Annotated in this window: 15 protein-coding genes; 5 read left to right on the forward strand and 10 right to left on the reverse strand. The window is 66.0% G+C overall.

Features of this window, described 5'->3' with window-relative positions:
* The first annotated feature begins 182 nt into the window (after positions 1 to 182).
* A complete protein-coding gene (lepB, locus tag JX001_RS11935) occupies positions 183 to 947 on the forward strand; it encodes a signal peptidase I (protein WP_205683176.1) in 765 nt (254 codons plus the stop codon).
* 154 nt (positions 948 to 1,101) lie between these two features.
* Here the strand turns inward: lepB and JX001_RS11940 are convergent, their stop codons facing one another.
* From JX001_RS11940 to JX001_RS11950, 3 genes are read right to left on the reverse strand one after another with little or no spacing between them, the layout of a single operon-like run.
* A complete protein-coding gene (locus JX001_RS11940) occupies positions 1,102 to 1,440 on the reverse strand; it encodes an EF-hand domain-containing protein (protein ID WP_205681179.1) in 339 nt (112 codons plus the stop codon).
* A gap of 26 nt (positions 1,441 to 1,466) precedes the next feature.
* Positions 1,467 to 2,120, reverse strand: coding sequence for a DUF2155 domain-containing protein (locus JX001_RS11945; RefSeq protein ID WP_017506522.1), 654 nt, complete (start codon positions 2,118 to 2,120; stop codon positions 1,467 to 1,469).
* On the reverse strand, positions 2,117 to 2,509 hold the full coding sequence (locus JX001_RS11950; protein WP_039247905.1) for an NADH:ubiquinone oxidoreductase subunit NDUFA12: 393 nt from the start codon (positions 2,507 to 2,509) through the stop codon (positions 2,117 to 2,119). Before JX001_RS11950 ends, JX001_RS11945 begins: the two co-directional genes overlap by 4 nt.
* A 206-nt stretch (positions 2,510 to 2,715) precedes the next feature.
* Here JX001_RS11950 and JX001_RS11955 point away from each other — a divergent pair, with 206 nt between their 5' ends.
* The 3 genes from JX001_RS11955 (at position 2,716) to JX001_RS11965 (ending at position 6,762) form a co-directional block, all read left to right on the forward strand.
* On the forward strand, positions 2,716 to 5,244 hold the full coding sequence (locus JX001_RS11955; RefSeq protein WP_205681181.1) for a TSCPD domain-containing protein: 2,529 nt from the start codon (positions 2,716 to 2,718) through the stop codon (positions 5,242 to 5,244).
* A 57-nt stretch (positions 5,245 to 5,301) separates the two neighbouring features.
* A complete protein-coding gene (locus tag JX001_RS11960; RefSeq protein WP_205681182.1) occupies positions 5,302 to 5,793 on the forward strand; it encodes a pentapeptide repeat-containing protein in 492 nt (163 codons plus the stop codon).
* An 81-nt stretch (positions 5,794 to 5,874) separates the two neighbouring features.
* The gene (locus JX001_RS11965) at positions 5,875 to 6,762 is read left to right on the forward strand and encodes a pentapeptide repeat-containing protein (protein ID WP_055755153.1); all 888 of its coding nucleotides are present in this window, start codon (positions 5,875 to 5,877) and stop codon (positions 6,760 to 6,762) included.
* Positions 6,763 to 7,012: 250 nt separating this feature from the next.
* Here the strand turns inward: JX001_RS11965 and tuf are convergent, their stop codons facing one another.
* The 5 genes from tuf to JX001_RS11990 form a co-directional block, all read right to left on the reverse strand.
* Complete coding sequence (gene tuf, locus JX001_RS11970) at positions 7,013 to 8,203, reverse strand: elongation factor Tu (RefSeq protein ID WP_017506879.1); 1,191 nt, start codon at positions 8,201 to 8,203, stop codon at positions 7,013 to 7,015.
* A 109-nt stretch (positions 8,204 to 8,312) separates the two neighbouring features.
* Positions 8,313 to 10,391 (reverse strand): elongation factor G, encoded by a 2,079-nt coding sequence (fusA, locus tag JX001_RS11975; protein WP_066622735.1) that lies wholly within the window; start codon positions 10,389 to 10,391, stop codon positions 8,313 to 8,315.
* Between the two features lie 145 nt (positions 10,392 to 10,536).
* A complete protein-coding gene (gene rpsG / locus JX001_RS11980) occupies positions 10,537 to 11,010 on the reverse strand; it encodes a 30S ribosomal protein S7 (protein ID WP_055754905.1) in 474 nt (157 codons plus the stop codon).
* A gap of 81 nt (positions 11,011 to 11,091) precedes the next feature.
* The gene (gene rpsL / locus JX001_RS11985) at positions 11,092 to 11,466 is read right to left on the reverse strand and encodes a 30S ribosomal protein S12 (protein ID WP_008260482.1); all 375 of its coding nucleotides are present in this window, start codon (positions 11,464 to 11,466) and stop codon (positions 11,092 to 11,094) included.
* A gap of 271 nt (positions 11,467 to 11,737) precedes the next feature.
* Positions 11,738 to 12,064, reverse strand: a complete 327-nt coding sequence (locus tag JX001_RS11990) for a TonB family protein (protein ID WP_205681183.1) — start codon at positions 12,062 to 12,064, stop codon at positions 11,738 to 11,740.
* A 73-nt stretch (positions 12,065 to 12,137) separates the two neighbouring features.
* Here JX001_RS11990 and JX001_RS11995 point away from each other — a divergent pair, with 73 nt between their 5' ends.
* Positions 12,138 to 12,959, forward strand: coding sequence for a hypothetical protein (locus JX001_RS11995; protein WP_205681184.1), 822 nt, complete (start codon positions 12,138 to 12,140; stop codon positions 12,957 to 12,959).
* Positions 12,960 to 13,022: 63 nt separating this feature from the next.
* On the opposite strand, the gene rpoC is transcribed toward JX001_RS11995, so the two are convergent.
* Together rpoC and rpoB are read right to left on the reverse strand one after the other, a co-directional pair.
* Positions 13,023 to 17,219 (reverse strand): DNA-directed RNA polymerase subunit beta', encoded by a 4,197-nt coding sequence (rpoC, locus tag JX001_RS12000; protein ID WP_055754901.1) that lies wholly within the window; start codon positions 17,217 to 17,219, stop codon positions 13,023 to 13,025.
* 103 nt (positions 17,220 to 17,322) lie between these two features.
* Positions 17,323 to 21,438: a DNA-directed RNA polymerase subunit beta gene (gene rpoB / locus JX001_RS12005; protein ID WP_205681185.1), complete on the reverse strand. Its 4,116-nt coding sequence runs from the start codon at positions 21,436 to 21,438 to the stop codon at positions 17,323 to 17,325.
* Positions 21,439 to 21,456: the final 18 nt, after the last annotated feature.

The raw sequence follows: 21,456 nt of genomic DNA on the forward strand, positions 1-21,456 counted from the left end.
GTTGCTGCCCCCATCCAATGCCTGATGCGCTTCTCCTGGGTTCCGGGTTCGTCCTTCGGACGCCCCGGAATGACGTCAGCAGGGTGAATATCGATTGAACCTCGTCTGTCCGGACACGATTTGCGGCCTGTCCCGACAGCTTAAGATTGGCGTCTTCGCCCGGCCTGACGGTCAATGGCGGCATGACCCAGACCCCGCCAAAAACCCCGCCCCGTCCGTCCCTTCTTCGCGAGGTGCGAGAGATCGCCCTGACGCTGATCTTCGCCATCATCCTGGCGCTCGCGATCCGCATCGTCCTGTTCCAACCCTTCACCATCCCCTCGTCGTCGATGGAGCCGGGGCTGGTGACCGGCGACTATATCGTCGTGTCCAAATATCCCTATGGCTGGAGCACGGCGTCCCTGCCGTTCAATCCGGCGATGTCGCCGGGACGGCTGTTCGGGCGCGAACCGAGACGCGGCGACGTGGTGGTGTTCCGCCTGCCGCGCGACCCCGGCAAGGCCTGGATCAAGCGCGTCGTCGGCCTGCCGGGCGATACGGTTCAGGTGCGGGGCGGCGTTGTGTTCGTCAATGGCGATCCGGTGCGCCAGACCCGGCTGGATGTCGTCGCCGATCACGATGCGCCGCAGCGACGGGTCCAGCAGGTGCGCGAGACCCTGGCCGACGGACGATCCTACGTCACCTACGACGGCGGGCCGGACCTGCCGGGCGACGACACGCCTGTGCGCCGCGTGCCGGCGGGCTGCTATCTGTTGATGGGCGATAACCGCGACAACTCGCTGGACAGCCGCTGGCCGCCCGAGATCGGCGTCGGCCTGCTGCCGGCCGAAAACATCATCGGCCGGGCCGAGGTGGTGCTGGCCTCATGGAAGCCGGGCACCGGCCTGTTCAAGCCCTGGACATGGCTGAACCTTCAGTGGGACCGGTTCCTGGTCCGGGTGCGGTAGACTTGGCTGTCGTCACTCCGGGGCGTCCGCAGGACGAACCCGGAGCCTAGGTAGGCATCGCGGCTTTTGATGCTTCCAGAGCCAGCCCGCAGCCCTGGATTCCGGCTTCCGCGCTGAGCGCGGCCCCGGAATGACGACGTGCGCAAGGCCGGCTCTATCTCGCGCGGTACTCGTCGAAGCTGACGACGCCGTCGTGATTGCGGTCCAGCCGGTCGAAGTCGGCGCGGGTGGGCGACGATTGGGCCAGGGAGGGCGCGGCGACGGCGCCCAGCGCCAGGCCTGCGACGGCGGCGGCCAGCAGGGGCCGCCAGCTCAGGCGGGGTTGAGGGCGTGCGGACGAGGCCGCATTCAACTCGGCGTCTATGAAGCGGCGAATGGCGTCGCTGGCCGTCCGGCCCTGGTCACGGCACCGGGCCATGAAGGCGGTCTTGGTCGCGTGGGGCAGTCGGATTTCGACCGTTTCCGTCTTCTTGGGCGGCTTGTTGCGGTCCATAGCGCGCCTCCTCGCGGCGTCGAAGCTCAGTTCTTACAGCCGACGACCCAGGCGTCGTAATAGGGGTTCTGGACCCCGCTGACGGCGGGTGACGAAGCGAACATCCAGCCGCGGAAGATCTGGCGTCCTGCCTGGCGGCCGCGCGGCTGAAGCGAGACGTCCATATAGGCGATGGCGTCCTCGGTCAGTTCGTCCGGCGTCGTCACCTCGCAGGCGCGGGCGGCGAAGATCAGATTCTGGTTGAAGCGCACGGGACGACCGCCGACCTCGACCTCGAACTTCATCGTCTCGGCAGTGACCTTATCGATGGCCTGGATGATCGCGAACTTGCGACGCTGACGGCGCGCGGGCGTGGCGGGTTGATCGACGGCCTTCTCCGCGACCGGCTTTTCGGCCTTGACCTCTTCCTCGGCCTTTTCCTCGACGGCGGCGTCCTCGGCGATCACTACGGCCGGCGGCGGGGTCACCGCGACGGGTGCCCGAGGCGCGGGCGCGCCCGCGGGCGGCGTCTCGGTCGGGACCGAGGGCTGGGTCGGGGTGGTGCGCAGAATGTCGCCGATCGGATCCTGGACCGGACGCGCATCGCGCGGCGCGTCCTGAAGCACGCTGGCGGTCACCGCGCCGGCGCTCAGCACAGCCGCGACGGACGCCGCGCCCAACAGGATGCGGCGGATTTTCACTCAGGCGTCCAGGCCTGATAGTCGCCGGTCGCGGCCGGGCGCTTGGCGTCGCCGGCCAGCGAGCCGGGCGGACGCCAGGCCAAAGGCGTGCCGGTCAGATTAGGCAGATGCTCCTTCTCCCAGGCGCGACGCGGCAGCGGCTGCTCGGTCGGCGGCTGGTCGAAGGTGTAGTGCAGCCAGCCGTGCCAGTCGGGCGTCACCTTGGACGCCTCGGCATAGCCGTCATAGATGACCCAGCGACGCTTGCGGCCGTCGTAGCTGACGTTGTCGCGGCTCTCGTAATAGCGATTGCCGTTCTCGTCCTGGCCGACGAAGCGACCGCGCTTGGCGATGGTGAACCGGGTGCCGATCGTGGCGCCCTCCCACCAGCCGAAAATCTTGCTCAACACGTCGTGGAATCCAACCGTAAGGGGTCGCCGAAAAGGGAGGCGGCGTCTGGGTCGGATCATAGAAACCCGCGCCCTCTTCGTCCAGCGTTCAAGCGTCTGGCGGTGAATCGATATCTTGTGGGCAAACCCGCCCAGCGACACCAGATGTATTGGCTAAGCCGCGTGCGCATCCTAGGCTCGGCCGAACCTTTCGGAGAGACGCCGCCATGCGCTTTCAATCCGGCTTCGCCGCTCGCGCCGACCGAGTCGCGATGGAGACCCGCGCCATCGAGCGCCCCGCCGGCGTGCAGCAGATCCTGGCCCCCGCCGGCTGGTCCGACGTCCGGATCGAGGCCTGGCTGGACTGGGTCGAGGCGGAAGGGTTCGCCACGCCCCTGTCCGGCGACTGGCTGAACGGCGGCGTCGACGCTTGGGCTGAGCGGCTGGCGGCGACGGGCGTGGCCGAGGGCGTGTTCGACCGGGCCGAGGCCGCCGCTTTCGTCGAGGCGCTGTCGGGCATCTTCAGGCTGGGCCTGGCGGCGCCGGCGGCGTCTGGCCCTGCGGCTGTCGGCGTCGTCGATCTGAACGACCCCGGCGCGGCGGCGCGATTGAAGGGGCACGTCGGACGGCGCGTGGCCGCGCGTCTGGGCGCCCAGGCGGCCGACGCCCTGGCCGAGGCGCTGGTCGGCGTGGCCGATGCGGTCGATCGCTGCGAAGGTCCGCGCGGCGACTGCGGAGACCCCTCGCGCAATCCAGCCCTGGGCCGGGCGGCGGCCCTGGCGCGGCGGTGCGGCGCAAGCGACGCCGATATCCTGAGGGCCGTCGACGGCGAACGGCCCGCGCTGGCCTTGGAGCCGATGGTCGAAGGCGCGCCTTTGGTCGCCCTGGCGGACCGAACCCAGATCGCGGCGGGCGCGCCCGAAGCCCTCTTGGCGGCCGAGGTGGCGCTCGATGGCGGCCTGATCGTCGCCTTCGATCCGCGCGATGCGGAGGCCGCGACGGCGCAGACCGCGCGGGCTTTGATCGATCTGAGCGCCGTCCTGGGGCTCGACGGAGACATAGCGACCGATCTGGCGGATCTGACGCGCCTGCTAATGGTGGCGCTGGACCTTCAGTCCGCCCGGCCCGGTCCCATCGCGCTGGGACTGGACGGCCTGCTGGACGCGCTGGCGGCCAGCGACGACCGCATGGATCAGGCGCAGACGCTCGCGGGCCTGGTCGCGGCGACGGCGGCGCGGACCTCGGCCGAACTGGCGACCCTGCGCGGTCCCTGCCCCGACTGGGAAGACGCGGAAAAGCCGCGTCGCCATTCAGCCATCGGCCTGTTCGTCGACGATGCGGAGGCGCGGCTGCGGCTGGGCCTGGGCAGCGTCGCGGCGATCGACGTGTTCCAGACGGCCGACGGCGAGATCGGTCGCCGGCTGCACCCCGCGCTTGCCGCGGCCATCTCTGCCGCCGGCGGCGATGTTGAGGCGGCGGAACGGTGGACGTTTGGTCGTCGCACCCTAGTCGAGGCGCCAGGCATCAACCATACAGCCTTGCGCGCCCTGGGCTTCACCGACATCGAACTGGCCGCCATCGAGACCGCCCTGAGCTGGGCCGAGGATTTCGACACGGTCTTCGCCGCGCCTGTCCTTGACCCTGGCTTCATCCGCGATGTCCTGGGCGTGGAGGACGGCGATGGTTTGCTGCTGACCCTGCTGGGCGTGTCAGAAGAAGCGGAGACGGCGGCGACGCGCTGGGTCTTCGGTCATGGCGATCTGCGCGACTGGCCCGAGGCGCCGGCGGCCGTCGCCGCCCTGCTGGCCGATCTCGCGGCGGCGGCGGCCGACCTGCGGCGCGCCGTCGAACCGTTCAGCGACATGCCGGACATCGCCGCCCGGCCGATGGACTGGCGCACGACCTCGACCCAGGCCGCACGGCTGCTGAGCCAGGGCGCGCTGGAGGGTCGTCGCGCCCTTCGCCTGTCCCGCGCCGCACCGCCCGTCGGTCCGCTGCTGTCCCTGCCGTCGCTAGACACCGCCCGCCCCGAGCCTACCCGCGAAGCCCCACGCCCGGCCCCGACCGAACGGGTCGTCGAACGCGTGGTCGAGCGCGAACGCGCGCGCCGCAAACTGCCCGACCGGCGCAAGGGCTATATCCAGAAGGCCGCCGTCGGCGGGCACAAGGTTTATATCCACACCGGCGAGTACGAAGACGGCGAACTGGGCGAGATATTCATCGACATGCACAAGGAAGGCGCCGCCTTCCGCAGCCTGATGAACAACTTCGCCATCGCCATCTCGATCGGCCTGCAATACGGCGTGCCGCTGGACGAGTTCGTCGACGCCTTCGTCTTCACCCGGTTTGAGCCCGCCGGCCGCGTCACCGGCAATGACTCCATCAAGTCGGCGACCTCCATCCTGGACTACATCTTCCGCGAACTGGGCGTCTCCTATCTGGACCGGCACGAACTGGCCAACGCCGAGACAGAAGCGCAGAACTCCGACGATCTGGGCGACGGAAAGCCTGACGCCAACGCGGCCGTGCCCGCCGCCCGTTTCATCTCAAAAGGGTTCGCGCGCGGTTCTGCCCCCGACAATCTGGTCGTCCTGCCGTTCGGCAAGAAGGGCGAGCCGGAAGCCCGCGCCGCCGCCAATAGCGAGGCCGTCGCCTGCCCCGCCTGCGGCGATTTCAGCCTGCAGCAACGCGGCGCGGCCTGGGTCTGCGACACCTGCGGGGCGGCCCCGGCGCTTCAGGGCGGCGATCAGGGCTAGGTTAAGGGTTATGGCCTAGGGTTTGCTGACAGACGATCGAACGTCGGAGCCCGGTCCATGAAACGCACACTTTCCCTCGGCCTGATCGCCGCCCTGCTGGCCGTCGCCGCGCCCGCCCTGGCCCAGAGCGCGGGTCAGATCGCCAGCGTGCGACGCGGCGCCTCCTGCGCCGGTTGCAATCTTTTTCAGGGCGACTTTTCAGGGCTGGAGGCGCGGGGCCTGAACCTGGCCGGCTCACGCCTGCGTCAGGCGGACCTGAGCCTCAGCGTGATGAACCGCACGCGCTTCTCCAACACCGACATGCGCGACGTCGAGGCCTATGGCGGCGTCTTCTCCGGATCGAACTTCTCGCGCGCCAACCTGACCAACGCCAGCTTCGTCGGCGCCTATCTGGAGGGCGCCAGCTTCGCCGGCGCGACCCTGTCGGGGACCAATCTGTCGGGCGCCCAGCTGGCGCGCGCCACCGGCCTGACCCAGGCCCAACTGAACAGGGCCTGCGGCGACAGCTCCACCGTCCTGCCGCGTGGTCTTCGCATTCCGGCCTGCTGAGCGGCGCCGACCTTGCCGCGATTTCATGAAGTTACCTCGATTTAAGTAGGTGCGGCGGGGCTTTCGAGGCATTCAGAGTGCGTGAAACAGATCGCTGAACATATCCGGGTCCGCCCCACATTGGCTCTGCTGACGCTGGGACTGGCGCTCGCCGCCTCCCCCGCCTTCGCCGGGGTCGAGATGTCGATGCAGGACCGCGACGTGGCCCGTTCGGTGTCGCTGGGCGGATCGTGCAATCGCTGCGAACTGTCCGGCCGCAATCTGTCGGGCGCCACCTTCACCGGCGCCAGCTTCATGAACGCCACCCTGGTCGGCGCCAATCTGCGCGGCGCCGAGATGATGGGCTCCAACTTCACCGGCAGCGATTTCAGTCGCGCCAACATGGGCGGGGTCGAGATCGTCGGCGCCAACTTCACCTCCGCCAACTTCACCGGGGCGCAAATCAACGGCGCCGAGGCGCAAGGATCGTCCTTCGTTCGCGCCAACCTGACCCGCGCCAATCTTTCGGGCAGCGAGATGCACGGCGTCAACTTCACCGGCGCCACCCTGGCCGGAACCAACTTCTCCAACTCGGAACTGTTTGGCGCCACACTGGCCAATGTTCGGGCGTCCGGCGCCAACTTCGCCAGCGCTGAGGTCACGGCCTCGAACCTTTCGGGCGGCGATTTCTCCAACGCGGACTTTTCGAACGCCAGCCTGGATGGGGCGCGGTTGACCGGCGGCAGCTTCTCGCGCGCCGACTTCTCCAACGCCTCGCTGCGTCGGACCGATATTCGCGGCGCCGACCTGTCGGGCGCGCGAGGCCTGACGCAGGACCAGATTAGCGAGGCCTGCGGCGACGGCTCGACCCGCCTGCCCGGCCGCCTTTCGCCCCAGGCCTGCCGCAGCAGTTCTATCCGCATCGTCCGCGCAGCCCCCACGCCCCCGGTCCCGCCTCGCGTGCGCAACTTGGTCAACGCCGAAAACTAGGCCGTCCGCCCCGAACTCGTCCCTTCGGGACCGCCCCGCATCTCAGGCCTGACCCGCACCCCAAAGACCAGAGGCCTTGGCCTGCGGCGCAACCCGATGAAACTCGGACCTCCTACGGGCGCCTCTGGCGATCTGCGGGTAGCCCAAAGCAAAACGGCCCCCGGATTGCTCCGGGGGCCGTTCTGTTACGCGACTTTGTCTTTCGGCCTATGCGCGCCTCGCGGAGGCGCGCGGCTTGAGGCCGTTTCGCTTAGGCGATGATCTTGGCCACGACGCCGGCGCCGACGGTGCGGCCGCCTTCACGGATGGCGAAGCGCAGGCCCTGGTCCATCGCGATCGGGGTGATCAGCTCGACGTTCAGCTCGGCGTTGTCGCCCGGCATGATCATCTCGACCCCTTCCTTCAGCTGAACGATGCCGGTCACGTCCGTGGTGCGGAAGTAGAACTGCGGGCGATAGTTCGTGAAGAACGGGGTGTGACGACCGCCCTCTTCCTTGGTCAGGATGTAGGCTTCAGCCAGGAACTTGGTGTGCGGGGTGATGGAGCCCGGCTTGCACAGCACCTGGCCGCGCTCGACGTCTTCACGCTTGGTGCCGCGCAGCAGCACGCCGACGTTGTCGCCCGCCTGGCCCTGGTCCAGCAGCTTGCGGAACATTTCCACGCCCGTGCAGGTCGTCTTCTGGACCGGACGGATGCCGACGATCTCGACTTCCTCACCAACCTTGATGATGCCCTTCTCGACGCGGCCCGTGACCACGGTGCCACGGCCCGAGATCGAGAACACGTCTTCGACCGGCATCAGGAACGGCAGGTCGACCGGACGCTCCGGCTGCGGGATGTAGGCGTCGACGGTTTCCATCAGGGCCAGAACGCGCTGTTCGCCGATTTCCGGGTTCACGCCGTCGGTCGCGGCCTTGGCCGAACCCTTGGTGATCGGAATGTCGTCGCCGGGGAACTGGTACGACGAAAGCAGCTCGCGCACTTCCATCTCGACCAGCTCGAGCAGCTCTTCGTCGTCGACCAGGTCGACCTTGTTCATGAAGACCACCAGGGCCGGCACGCCGACCTGACGGGCCAGCAGGATGTGCTCGCGGGTCTGCGGCATCGGGCCGTCAGCGGCCGACACCACCAGGATCGCGCCGTCCATCTGCGCGGCGCCGGTGATCATGTTCTTCACATAGTCGGCGTGGCCGGGGCAGTCGACGTGGGCGTAGTGACGGTTGGCCGTCTCATATTCCACGTGCGCGGTGTTGATCGTGATGCCGCGCGCCTTCTCTTCCGGCGCAGCGTCGATGTCGGCGTAGTTCATCGCCTTCGCGCCGCCGGCCTTCGCCAGCGTCATCGTGATCGCAGCCGTCAACGTCGTCTTGCCGTGGTCAACGTGACCAATCGTGCCGATGTTGCAGTGCGGCTTCGTCCGTTCGAACTTTTCCTTGGCCATTTTCTAGCTCCTAAGGTCCCCGAACCGGGGTTCCTGCAGTTTGGGGGTTAAGGACGCCCGGTCCTTACGGTCCGGGCGCATATAGGCGGGCTTTCCGAAAAGGGAAAGCTTAGGCGTACTTCTTGATCACTTCGTCGGCGACGTGTTGCGGCACCGGCTCGTAGTGGTCGTATTGCATGGTGAACTGAGCGCGGCCCTGCGACATGCCGCGCAGCGTGTTCACATAACCGAACATGTTGGCCAGCGGCACGAAGGCGTTCACGACGGTGGCGTTGCCGCGCATGTCCTGACCCTGGATCATGCCGCGACGGCCGTTCAGGTCGCCGATGACCGAGCCGAGGTATTCCTCGGGGGTCACGACTTCCACCGCCATGATCGGCTCGAGCAGCTTGGGCGAACCCTTCTCCTTCAGTTCGCGGAAGGCGGCGCGCGACGCGATTTCGAACGCCAACACGCTGGAGTCGACGTCGTGGAACTTGCCGTCCGTCAGCGTCGCCTTGAAGTCGATCAGCGGGAAGCCGGCCAGCAGACCGTTGTCCTTAGCCGAGTTCAGCCCCTTTTCGACGCCGGGGATGTATTCCTTCGGCACCGCGCCGCCGACGATCGAGTTCTCGAACACGAAGCCCGAGCCCGGCTCGCCGGGTTCGAAGGTGATCATGACGCGGGCGAACTGGCCCGTACCGCCGGTCTGCTTCTTGTGCGTGTAGTCGATGTCGACCTTGCGGCCCAGCGATTCACGGTAGGCGACCTGCGGCGCGCCGATGTTGGCCTCTACCTTGTAGGTGCGCTTCAGGATGTCGATCTTGATGTCCAGGTGCAGCTCGCCCATGCCCTTCAGGATCGTCTGGCCCGACTCGTGGTCGGTCGAGACGGTGAAGGAGGGATCTTCCGAGGCCAGCTTGGCCAGGGCGACGCCCAGCTTCTCCTGGTCGCCCTTGGTCTTGGGCTCGACCGAGATCTCGATGACCGGCGCCGGGAACTCCATTTTCTCCAGGATGACGGGCGACTTGATCGGGTCGCACAGGGTGTCGCCCGTGCGGGTTTCCTTCAGGCCGGCCAGGGCGACGATGTCGCCGGCGTAGGCTTCCTTGACGTCTTCACGGTTGTTGGAGTGCATCTGCAGCATCCGGCCGACGCGCTCTTTCTTGTCGCGGCTGGAGTTCAGCAGCGACTGACCGGTTTCCATCTTGCCCGAATACAGGCGGCAGAAGGTCAGCGAGCCGACGAAGGGGTCGTCCATGATCTTGAAGGCCAGGACCGACAGGGGCTCTTCGTCCGAAGCCTTACGCACGACGGGCTCTTCGGTCTTGAAGTCGATGCCCGGGGTCGGCGGGATGTCCAGCGGCGACGGCAGATAGTCGACGACGGCGTCCAGCAGCGTCTGCACGCCCTTGTTCTTGAAGGCCGAGCCGCACAGGATCGGATAGAAGGCGCCGGTCAGAACGGCCTTACGGATGCACTTCTTGATGGTGGCTTCGTCGGGCTCGTTGCCCTCGAGGTAGGCTTCCATCGCCTCGTCGTCCAGCTCGACGGCGTTGTCGATCAGGTACTGACGCGCAGCGATCGCCTTGTCCATCAGGTCGTCGGGGATCGGCACATCCTTGTAGGAAGCGCCCAGGCCGTCGTTGTCCCAGACCACGCCGGTCATGCGGACCAGATCGACCAGACCCGACAGCGAGGACTCAGCGCCGATCGGGAACTGGATCGGCACGGCCTTGGCGCCCAGACGGTCGCGGATCGACTCGACCGAGGCGTCGAAGTCGGCGCCGATCTTGTCCATCTTGTTGACGTAGACGATGCGCGGCACCTTGTACTTGTCGGCCTGGCGCCAGACGGTTTCCGTCTGCGGCTCGACGCCGGCGTTGCCGTCTAGCACGGTCACGGCGCCGTCGAGGACGCGCAGCGAACGCTCAACCTCAATGGTGAAGTCCACGTGGCCGGGGGTGTCGATGATGTTCAGACGCTTGCCTTGCCAGAAGGCGGTCGTCGCGGCGGACGTGATGGTGATGCCGCGCTCCTGCTCCTGGTCCATCCAGTCCATGGTCGCAGCGCCGTCGTGGACTTCGCCGATCTTGTGGGATTTACCGGTGTAATACAGGATCCGCTCGGTCGTCGTCGTCTTGCCCGCGTCGATGTGGGCCATGATGCCGAAGTTGCGGTAGTCCTCGAGCTTGTGAGTGCGGGCCATGAAAGCGTGCCTTGAAAATTTCAGGACGCTCAGGTGCGCCCTCGGAAGGATGTCGGTGTTCGGATAAGCGAGCGCGGGCGATTTAACTTAAACCGCCCGCGCCGGAAACCCTTAGATAGTCAGCGTAGATGACGCTTTGAAGGCGTTACCAGCGATAGTGGCTGAAGGCGCGGTTGGCTTCGGCCATCTTGTGGGTGTCTTCACGCTTCTTGACCGCGGTGCCGCGGTTGTTCGAGGCGTCCAGCAGTTCGGCGGCCAGCTTCTCCGTCATGGTGTTCTCGCCACGCTTGCGCGCAGCGTTCACCAGCCAGCGTATGGCCAGGGCGCGACGACGGTCCGGACGGACTTCGACGGGCACCTGATAGGTGGCGCCGCCGACGCGACGCGAGCGCACTTCGACCGACGGAGAGACGTTGTCCAGGGCGGCGTGGAAGGTCGCGACCGGCTCCTGGTCCTTCTTCTTCTCGGCCAGGATGTCGAAGGCGCCGTACACGATGTTTTCGGCGACGGCCTTCTTACCTTCGTACATGACGTAGTTCATGAACTTGGTGACGATCAGGTCCCCGAACTTGGGATCCGGCAGAACTTCACGTTTCTGGGCGCGGTGACGACGCGACATGGGGTATTCCTTGCAGTGCCCGACCAGCGCCGGGAAGATCTCGAAAAGGCCTCCGGGCGCGACGGCCCGGAGAAGAATGGCTTACTTCGGACGCTTGGCGCCGTAGTGCGAACGACGCTGCTTACGGTCCTTGACGCCTTGGGTATCCAGAACGCCGCGCAGGATGTGGTAGCGAACGCCGGGCAAGTCCTTCACGCGGCCGCCGCGGATCAGAACAACCGAGTGTTCTTGCAGGTTGTGGCCTTCGCCGGGGATGTAGCACACGGCTTCGTAGCCGTTCTTGGCCAGACGGACCTTGGCGACCTTACGCAGAGCCGAGTTCGGCTTCTTCGGGGTCGTGGTGTAAACGCGGGTGCAAACGCCGCGACGCTGGGGCGAACCCTCCAGAGCCGGCACCTTGTTGCGGGTGGGCTTGGGCTTGCGCGGCTTGCGGATCAGCTGGTTGATCGTAGGCATTCGAAACTCGTCTCGACTTCTGATGGAGGCGTGTGTCTTTCGACCGAAGCGCCTCTCGCCTTCTTGTGAACGGGGGGACCATCCCCTCGCCCGGGTGTCATCGAGACGAAGATGTGACAGGGACAAACAGAAAAACCGGAACGCGCGCTTTGGGCGTTCCGGCGGGCACAGCCCGTCCGTTCGATTGTCACGATCTCAGCGACCGGCGAACCGGCCACGCCTCGAAAGTGGGCGGCTTCTACGCGCGATGGGCGCGAAGGTCAAGGCGGCGCTAATCCGCCAGCCGGAAACGCGTCGTGAAGCGCACCTTGCCGCCAGGTCTGGATTGAGCGGTCGTCAGTTTGGCCTTTTGCGCAATGTTGAGGGCAGCCTGACCGAATCCCTGTCCGGGAGGAGTCTCTGAGATGACGATGCAGGCCGATAAGGTTCCGTTCTGAGCGACGGTGCATTCCACGGTGACCGAGCCGTCCTCCGGGTCAGGCGTGAAGCTGCGGCCGACCACGGGCGTTCCGTCGGCCGCCACGGTGACGGGCGGCGATGCACACGCGCTCAGTGCAAACAGTCCCGCTGTCATTACAAGCAGCGCCGCCTTGCTCATCCTCAATCCCCCGTCGGCCCGAAAGCGGCCATGCTTCTAGCACAGCTTGCATCGGATCAAGGGGGACGACGCATTGGCGTTTGCACAGCTGACGCGACCTGACCGGCGCCTCGATTGGCGAAAGGCGGGCCTGGCGACGGCGTCGGTGGCGATCAACACCGCGCTGATCGCCTTCCTGTCGTTCACGGCACTGGGCATAGAGAGCGACGGCGTCGCGCCCGAACAACCGCCGATCTACGTCGATATTACGCCCCGCCCCCTGCTGCCCGACGAACGGCCTAGACCGCCGGTCCAGGCGCCCGCGGTCGACGATATGGCGGCGTCAGCGCAGGACGCGCGCCCGACGGATCAGACGCCCTCCCCGCGCCAGGCAACGCCGCCGGACATTCGCCCTGCGCCGATCCGTCCCCGCATCGCCGCGCCGGCGCCGCAGGGCGCGCCAGCGCCGCCTGCCGCCTGGACGGTCAATCCGAACGACCGCGCCGGCGCCATGTCGCGCGTCTTGCGTCAGGGTCTGATCGGTTGCACCACGCCGCAACAGCTCAGCGCGGCCGAGCGCGCAAACTGCCTCCAAGACGCCGAGCGGCGCGGCCGCAACGGCGCCCCGATCACCGGCACGGGCAACCCCGAGCGCGATGCCGCCTTTGCTCGCGAGGGGGCGCGGCGTCTGGCCGAATGGGAGGCGCGGCGTCCTCTGTCAGGCGGGGTCGGCGTGGTGGGCCCGGCGGACTGCGTCGGCTCGAACTTCGGCACGGGCTGCGCCGGCGCACAGTTGAATCCGTCGCTGGCGCCCGACTCGACGCGCAACGTCCAGACTCGACGCGACGGCCATCGGACCGGCGGCGCACCGATCACGCCGGGCGCTTCGGCCCCGATGGAGCGGTGGAAAGACTGAAAGAAAAAGGGCGACGCCGTCGCCGGCGCCGCCCCTTCATGTCTTCGCTTTTGAAGCGGAACATCAGCTTTCGCTGCTCTCCAGCTCCAGTTGCAGATCGGCCGGCAGCGGCTCGATCGCCTCTTCCAGGGCCGAGGTCAGTTCTGCATCACGCTCGTTGGCGATCTTCTGCAGGCTGCGCAGGTAGGCGCCGGTGCCGGCCGGGATCAAGCGGCCGACGATGACGTTTTCCTTCAGGCCTTCCAGCATGTCCTTCTTGCCGTGGACCGAGGCGTCGGTGAGGACGCGGGTGGTCTCCTGGAAGGACGCCGCCGAGATGAAGCTGCGGGTTTGCAGCGACGCCTTGGTGATGCCCAGCAGGACGGGCTGGGTGGTGGCCAGACGGCCGCCACGCTTCTCGACCTTGGCGTTTTCCAGAACGGCTTCAGCTACTTCTACGGTGTCGCCGCGGATCAGGGTGGTTTCACCCGAATCCAGCACTTCCACCTTCTGCAGCATCTGACGCACGATGACTTCGATGTGCTTGTCGTTGATCGGCACGCCCTGCAGTCGATAGACCTCCTGCACTTCGTTCACCAGATACTCGGCCAGCGCCTCGACGCCCTGGATGCGCAGCAGATCGTGCGGATCCGGGTTGCCGTCGATGATGTAGTCGCCCTTCTGGATCAGATCGCCGTCGTGGACGGAGATGTGCTTGCCCTTCGGGATCAGGAACTCGACCGGTTCGCCCTGCACGCCGTCGGCGTTGGGCTCGGGCGTGATCTTGATGCGGCGCTTGTTCTTGTAGTCGCGGCCGAATTCGACGCGACCGTCCATCTCGGCGATGACCGCGCAGTCCTTCGGACGGCGAGCTTCGAACAGTTCGGCGACGCGCGGCAGACCGCCGGTGATGTCGCGGGTCTTGGCGCCTTCGGTCGGAACGCGAGCGATGATCTCGCCCGGCTTGACCTCGTCGCCGTTCGACACGGACAGAACCGCGCCCACGGGCAGCAGGTAACGGGCGTCCGAACCGGACGACAGCTTGGCGTAGGCGTCGCCCAGGGTGACGCCCATGGCCGGACGCAGGTCCGAACCGCGCGGGCTGGCGCGCCAGTCGCTGACGACGCGCTGGGCGATGCCCGTCGCTTCGTCGGTTTCTTCCTTGACCGACAGGCCTTCGACCAGGTCTTCGAAGCGCACGACGCCGCCGACTTCCGTCAGGATCGGGGTGGTGTAGGGGTCCCACTCCGCCAGGCGCTGGTTCTTCTTGACCTCGTCACCGTCCTTGACGCGGATGCGGGCGCCGTAAGGAGCCTTGTGCGTCTCGCGGTCCTTGCCGTCGACGACCACGGTCACGATGACGTTGCGGCTCATGGCCACCAGATCGCCGTGCGCCGCGACGACGGTCGGGCCGGTGACCTTGGCCGTACCGGCGTTGGTCGCCTCCATGAAGGAGGTTTCCGCCACCTGAGCCGTACCGCCGATGTGGAAGGTCCGCATCGTCAGCTGGGTGCCCGGCTCGCCGATCGACTGGGCGGCGATGACGCCGACCGCTTCGCCGATGTTGACGTTGGTGCCGCGCGCCAGATCACGGCCGTAGCAGTGGGCGCAGATGCCGGCTTCGGCCTCGCAGGTCAGGGCCGAACGGACCTTGACCGACTGGACGCCCGCAGCCTCGACGGCCTCGGCGACTTCTTCCACCAGATAGGTGTCGGCGGGGAACAGGACGGTATCGGTGCCCGGCTCCTTGATGTCCTCAGCCGCATAACGACCCAGGATGCGCTGACCCAGCGAGACCAGCACGTCGCCACCTTCCATCACCGCACGCAGGGTGATGCCGCGCGTCGAGCCGCAATCCTGCTCGGTGACGATGGAGTCCTGCGCCACGTCCACCAGACGACGGGTCAGGTAACCCGAGTTGGCGGTCTTCAGCGCGGTGTCGGCCAGACCCTTACGGGCGCCGTGGGTGGAGTTGAAGTATTCAAGGACGGTCAGGCCTTCCTTGAAGTTCGAGGTGATCGGCGTCTCGATGATCTCGCCGGACGGCTTGGCCATCAGGCCGCGCATGCCGCCCAGTTGCTTCATCTGGGCCTGCGAACCACGGGCGCCGGAGTTGGCCATCATGAAGACCGAGTTGATGTCGGGGTTTTCACCCTCGATCAGCACGCGCGGTTGCGCGATCTCGCCCATCATGGCGTCGGCGATCCGGTCCGTGGCCTTGGACCAGGCGTCGACCACCTTGTTGTACTTCTCGCCGCGCGTGATCAGGCCGTCGGCGTACTGTTGTTCGTACTCCTCGACCTGGGTGCGGGTCTCGGCGACCAGCTCGACCTTTTTGGCCGGGATCACGATGTCGTCCTTGCCGAACGAAATGCCGGCCTTGGCGGCTTCGCGGAAGCCCAGGCCCATCATCTGGTCAGCGAAGATGACCGTCGCCTTCTGACCGCAGTGGCGATAGACCACGTCGATCAGATTGCCGATTTCCTTCTTGGTCAGGTTCTTCTCGAGCAGGCGGTAGCCGACGTTCGGGTTACGCGGCAGCAGAGCCGCCAGCTTCATCCGGCCCGGCGTGGTGTCGATGACCTTGGTCACCTCATTGCCTTCGGCGTCCTGTTCCGTCCAACGCGCCTTGATGCGCGTGTGCAGGGTGACGACCTTGGCGTCCAGCGCCGCGTCGATCTCGCCGATGTTGGCGAACAGCTTGCCTTCACCCGGCTCGCCGTCCTTGACCAGCGACAGATAGTACAGGCCCAGGACGATGTCCTGCGACGGCACGATGATCGGCTTGCCGTTGGCGGGCGACAGGATGTTGTTGGTCGACATCATCAGAACGCGCGCTTCCAGCTGGGCCTCGAGGCTCAGCGGGACGTGAACGGCCATCTGGTCGCCGTCGAAGTCGGCGTTGAAGGCGGTGCAGACCAGCGGGTGCAGGCGGATGGCCTTGCCCTCGATCAGCTTGGGTTCGAACGCCTGGATGCCCAGACGGTGAAGCGTCGGCGCGCGGTTCAGCAGAACCGGGTGCTCGCGGATGACCTCGTCCAGGATGTCCCAGACGGCGGGCTGCTCGCGCTCGACCATGCGCTTGGATTGCTTGACGGTCCCCGACAGGCCCTTGGCGTCCAGGCGCGCATAGATGAACGGCTTGAACAGCTCCAGCGCCATCTTCTTGGGCAGGCCGCACTCGTGCAGCTTCAGTTCCGGACCCACGGTGATGACCGAACGACCCGAATAGTCGACGCGCTTGCCCAGCAGGTTCTGACGGAAGCGACCCTGCTTGCCCTTCAGCATATCGGCCAGCGACTTCAGCGGACGCTTGTTGGCGCCCGTGATCACGCGACCGCGACGGCCGTTGTCGAACAGGGCGTCGACGGACTCCTGCAGCATCCGCTTTTCGTTACGGATGATGATGTCCGGCGCGCGCAGTTCCATCAGGCGCTTCAGGCGGTTGTTGCGGTTGATGACGCGGCGATACAGGTCGTTCAGGTCGGAGGTCGCGAAACGACCGCCGTCCAGAGGCACCAGCGGACGCAGTTCCGGCGGGATGACCGGCACGATCGTCAGGATCATCCACTCGGGCTTGTTGCCCGATTCCAGGAAGGCCTCGATAAGCTTCAGGCGCTTGGACGCCTTCTTGGCCTTCATTTCCGAGGGATTGTCGGCCAGCTCGGCGCGGTGCTTTTCGGCTTCCGCGTTCAGGTCGATGCCCATCAGCAGGTTGCGGACGGCCTCGGCGCCGATCTCGGCGGTGAAGCCGTCATCGCCGAACTCTTCCTGGTAGCGATAGAACTCGTCTTCCGTCAGCAGTTGGTTCTGCTTCAGCGGGGTCAGGCCCGGCTCGGTGACGATGTAGTTCTCGAAGTACAGGACGCGCTCGACGTCCTTCAGCGCCATGTCCAGCATCAGCGAGATGCGGCTGGGCAGCGACTTCAGGAACCAGATGTGGGCGACCGGCGCAGCCAGGTCGATGTGACCCATGCGCTCGCGGCGAACGCGAGCCAGGGTGACTTCGACGCCGCACTTCTCGCAGATGATGCCCTTGTACTTCATGCGCTTGTACTTGCCGCACAGGCATTCGTAGTCCTTGGTCGGGCCAAAGATACGCGCGCAGAACAGGCCGTCACGCTCGGGCTTGAACGTACGGTAGTTGATGGTTTCCGGCTTCTTGATCTCGCCGAACGACCACGAACGGATCTTCTCGGGCGAGGCCAGGGCGATCTTGATCTGGTCGAAGGTCGGGGTGACCGGGACCGGGTTGAAGATGTTCAGGACTTCCTGGTTCATCTTGATTCCTTCTGCGGGGCTGACCCGCGAAAATTATTCAGAACGGAGAAAAGCGGAGGGATCGCCCTCCCCCGCCGTGGCGAGAGAGGGCTCGTGATCCGGATCAGCTGTTCCCCAGCTCCACGTTCAGACCCAGCGAACGCATTTCCTTGATGAGCACGTTGAAGCTCTCGGGAATGCCGGCCTCGAAGCTGTCGTCGCCACGGACGATGGCCTCGTAGACCTTGGTCCGGCCGGCCACGTCGTCGGACTTCACCGTCAGCATCTCCTGCAGGGTGTAGGCGGCGCCGTAAGCTTCCAGAGCCCAGACCTCCATTTCCCCGAAGCGCTGGCCGCCGAACTGCGCCTTGCCGCCCAACGGCTGCTGGGTGACCAGCGAGTACGGGCCGATGGAGCGGGCGTGGATCTTGTCGTCGACCAGGTGGTGCAGCTTCAGCATGTAGATGTAGCCGACCGTGACCGGACGCTTGAACTGCTCGCCGGTCTGACCGTCGTACAGGATCGACTGGGCCGACTTGTTCAGCCCCGCCTCTTCCAGCAGACGCTCGATGTCGCCGATGTGCGCACCGTCGAAGACCGGGGTCGCGAAGGGCACGCCCTTGGACAGGTTCTTCGCCAGTTCGATCAGCTCTTCCTCATCCTGCGGCAGCGGGGTTTCCGGGCCGTAGATATGGGTCAGACGATCGATCAGCGCCTGCTTCTGACCACCCGCTTGCCAGGCTTCCAGTAGACCGGAGATCTGCTTGCCCAGACCGGCGGCGGCCCAACCCAGGTGGGTTTCGAAGATCTGACCAATGTTCATGCGCGAAGGCACGCCCAGCGGGTTCAGAACGACGTCGACGTGCGTGCCGTCTTCCAGGTGCGGCATGTCCTCGATCGGCAGGATCTTGGAGATGACGCCCTTGTTGCCGTGACGGCCGGCCATCTTGTCGCCGGGCTGAAGCTTGCGCTTCACGGCCACGAAGACCTTGACCATCTTCATCACGCCGGGGGGCAGTTCGTCGCCGCGCTGTAGCTTCTCGACCTTGTCTTCGAAACGACGGTCCAGTTGCTTGCGAGCGTCCTCGAACTGGCGCTTCATCGCTTCCAGCTCGCCCATGGCCTTTTCGTCGTCCAGGGCGATCTGCCACCACAGACCACGGCTGACCTCGGCCAGCTTCTCTTCGGTCAGTTCGCCACGGCCGATGCCCTTGGGCCCCGACACGGCGTTCTTGCCGACGATCAGAGGCTTCAGGCGGCCATAGACGTTGCGCTCGAGGATCTTGAGCTCGTCGTCGCGGTCCTTGCCCAGACGTTCGATCTCGGCGCGTTCGATCGCCATGGCGCGCTCGTCCTTGTCGACGCCGTGACGGTTAAAGACGCGAACGTCCACGATCGTGCCGGCGACGCCGGGCGGCAGGCGCAGGGAGGTGTCGCGCACGTCCGAAGCCTTCTCGCCAAAGATGGCGCGCAGCAGCTTCTCTTCCGGCGTCATCGGGCTTTCGCCCTTCGGCGTGACCTTGCCGACCAGAATGTCGCCCGGCTGGACCTCGGCGCCGATGGCCACGATGCCCGCTTCGTCGAGGTTGCGCAGGGCTTCCTCGCCGACGTTGGGGATGTCGCGCGTGATTTCCTCAGGGCCAAGCTTCGTATCGCGGGCGGCGACTTCGAACTCTTCCAGGTGGATCGAGGTGAAGACGTCGTCGCGCACGATGCGCTCGGAGATCAGGATGGAGTCTTCGAAGTTGTAGCCGTTCCAGGGCATGAAGGCGACCAGGGCGTTGCGGCCCAGAGCCAGTTCGCCCAGGTCCGTCGATGGGCCGTCGGCGATGACGTCGCCGCCCTTCACCTGATCGCCAACGCGCACGATCGGGCGCTGGTTGATGCAGGTCGACTGGTTCGAACGCTGGAACTTCGACAGGCGGTAGATGTCGACGCCCGAGCGGGCGGCGTCCACGTCGCCGGTGGCGCGCACGACGATCCGGGTGCCGTCGATCTGTTCGACGACGCCGTCACGACGGGCGACCACGACGGCGCCGGAATCCACGGCCACGACCGCTTCCATGCCGGTGCCGACCAGCGGCGCGTCCGACTGCACCAGAGGCACGGCCTGACGTTGCATGTTGGCGCCCATCAGCGCGCGGTTGGCGTCGTCGTTTTCCAGGAACGGGATCAGGGCCGCAGCGACCGAAACGACTTGTTTCGGCGACACGTCCATCATGTCCACGGCGTCCTTGTTCAGGAGCTGGGATTCACCGTTGATCCGGCCGGGAACCAGGTCCTCGACGATCTGACCATTCTTCAGTTCGATGTTGGCCTGAGCGATCGTGTACTTCGACTCTTCCATGGCCGAGATGTAGACCACCTCGCCCTGGGCCTGGCCGTCCTTCACGCGGCGGTACGGGCTCTCGATGAAGCCGTACTTGTTGACGCGCGCGTGGGTGGCCAGCGAGTTGATCAGGCCGATGTTCGGGCCTTCCGGCGTTTCGATCGGGCAGATCCGGCCGTAGTGGGTCGGGTGCACGTCGCGGACTTCGAAGCCCGCGCGCTCACGCGTCAGACCGCCCGGGCCAAGCGCCGACAGACGACGCTTGTGGGTGATTTCCGACAGCGGGTTCGTCTGGTCCATGAACTGCGACAGCTGCGACGAACCGAAGAACTCGCGAACCGCGGCGGCGGCCGGTTTGGCGTTGATCAGGTCGTGCGGCATGACCGTGTCGATATCGACCGAGGACATGCGCTCCTTGATGGCGCGCTCCATCCGCAGCAGACCGACGCGGTACTGGTTTTCCAGCAGCTCGCCGACCGAACGGACCCGGCGGTTGCCCAGGTTGTCGATGTCGTCGATCTCGCCGCGGCCGTCCTTCAGGCCGACCAGGATCTGCAGCACCTTCAGCACGTCCTCCTTGCGCAGGACGCGGATCTCGTCGGAGACTTCCGGGCTTTCCAGACGCATGTTCATCTTGACCCGGCCGACGGCCGACAGGTCGTAGCGTTCGCTGTCGAAGAACAGCGAGTTGAACATGGCCTCGGCGGCTTCCGGGGTGGGCGGCTCGCCCGGACGCATCACGCGATAGACGTCGAACAGGGCGTCCTCGCGATTGTCGTTCTTGTCCACGCGCAGGGTGTTGCGCATGTAGGCGCCGACCGTGACGTGGTCGATGTCCAGCACTTCGATGGTGGTGAAGCCGTTTTGCTCCAGCACTTCGATGGTCGGGGCGTCCAGTTCGTCGCCGGCCTCGGCGAAGATTTCGCCGGTCTCGAAGTTGACGGCGTCATTGGCCAGATACTTGGTGACCAGGGCGTCGGCGGCCAGCGACAGCGAGGTCGTCGTCTCGCCCAGCTTCTTGGCGGCGCGGGCGCTGATCTTCTGACCGGCCTGGGCGACCACTTCGCCAGTGTCGGCGTCGATCAGGTCGAACTCCGGCTTAACCCCGCGCCAGCGCTCGGCCTTGTAAGGCGTGACCCAGCCCTCGCCGCGCTTCTCGTAAGGCACGGTCTCGTAGAAGGTTTTCAGGATTTCTTCGCCGTCCATGCCCAGACCCATCAGGAAGGTCGTGGCGGGCAGCTTGCGGCGACGGTCGATGCGGACATAGACCACGTCCTTGGCGTCGAACTCGAAGTCGAGCCACGAGCCGCGGTACGGGATCACGCGGGCGGCGAACAGCAGCTTGCCCGAAGAGTGCGTCTTGCCCTTGTCGTGATCGAAGAAGACGCCCGGCGAACGGTGCATCTGCGAGACGATCACGCGCTCGGTGCCGTTGACGATGAACGTGCCCTTGTCCGTCATGAGCGGGATGTCGCCCATGTAGACGTCCTGCTCCTTGATGTCCTTGACCGAACGGGCTCCCGTTTCCTCGTCGGTTTCGAACACGATCAGGCGCAGCTTGACCTTCAGCGGCGCCGCATAGGTCATGTCGCGCTGAATGCACTCCTCGACGTCGTACTTCGGCTCTTCGAACTCGTACGAGACGTATTCCAGGATGGCGCGTTCGTTGAAGTCCTTGATCGGGAACACCGACTTGAAGACCGCCTCGATGCCCTGCTCCTTGCGCTGGCCCGGACGGACCTCGCGCTGCAGGAACTGTTCGTAGGAAGCGCGTTGAACCTCGATCAGGTTCGGCATCGCGATCGCTTCGGGAATACGCCCGAAGGATTTGCGGATGCGCTTCTTGCCGGTGAACGAGGTGGCGGAAGCGATCTGACCGTTGATGGCGAGATCGTGGGCGACGTCAGTCATTCAGTGTTTCCCATGGCG

This window comes from Brevundimonas fontaquae (genome assembly GCF_017086445.1).
GTDB classification, from domain to species: domain Bacteria; phylum Pseudomonadota; class Alphaproteobacteria; order Caulobacterales; family Caulobacteraceae; genus Brevundimonas; species Brevundimonas fontaquae.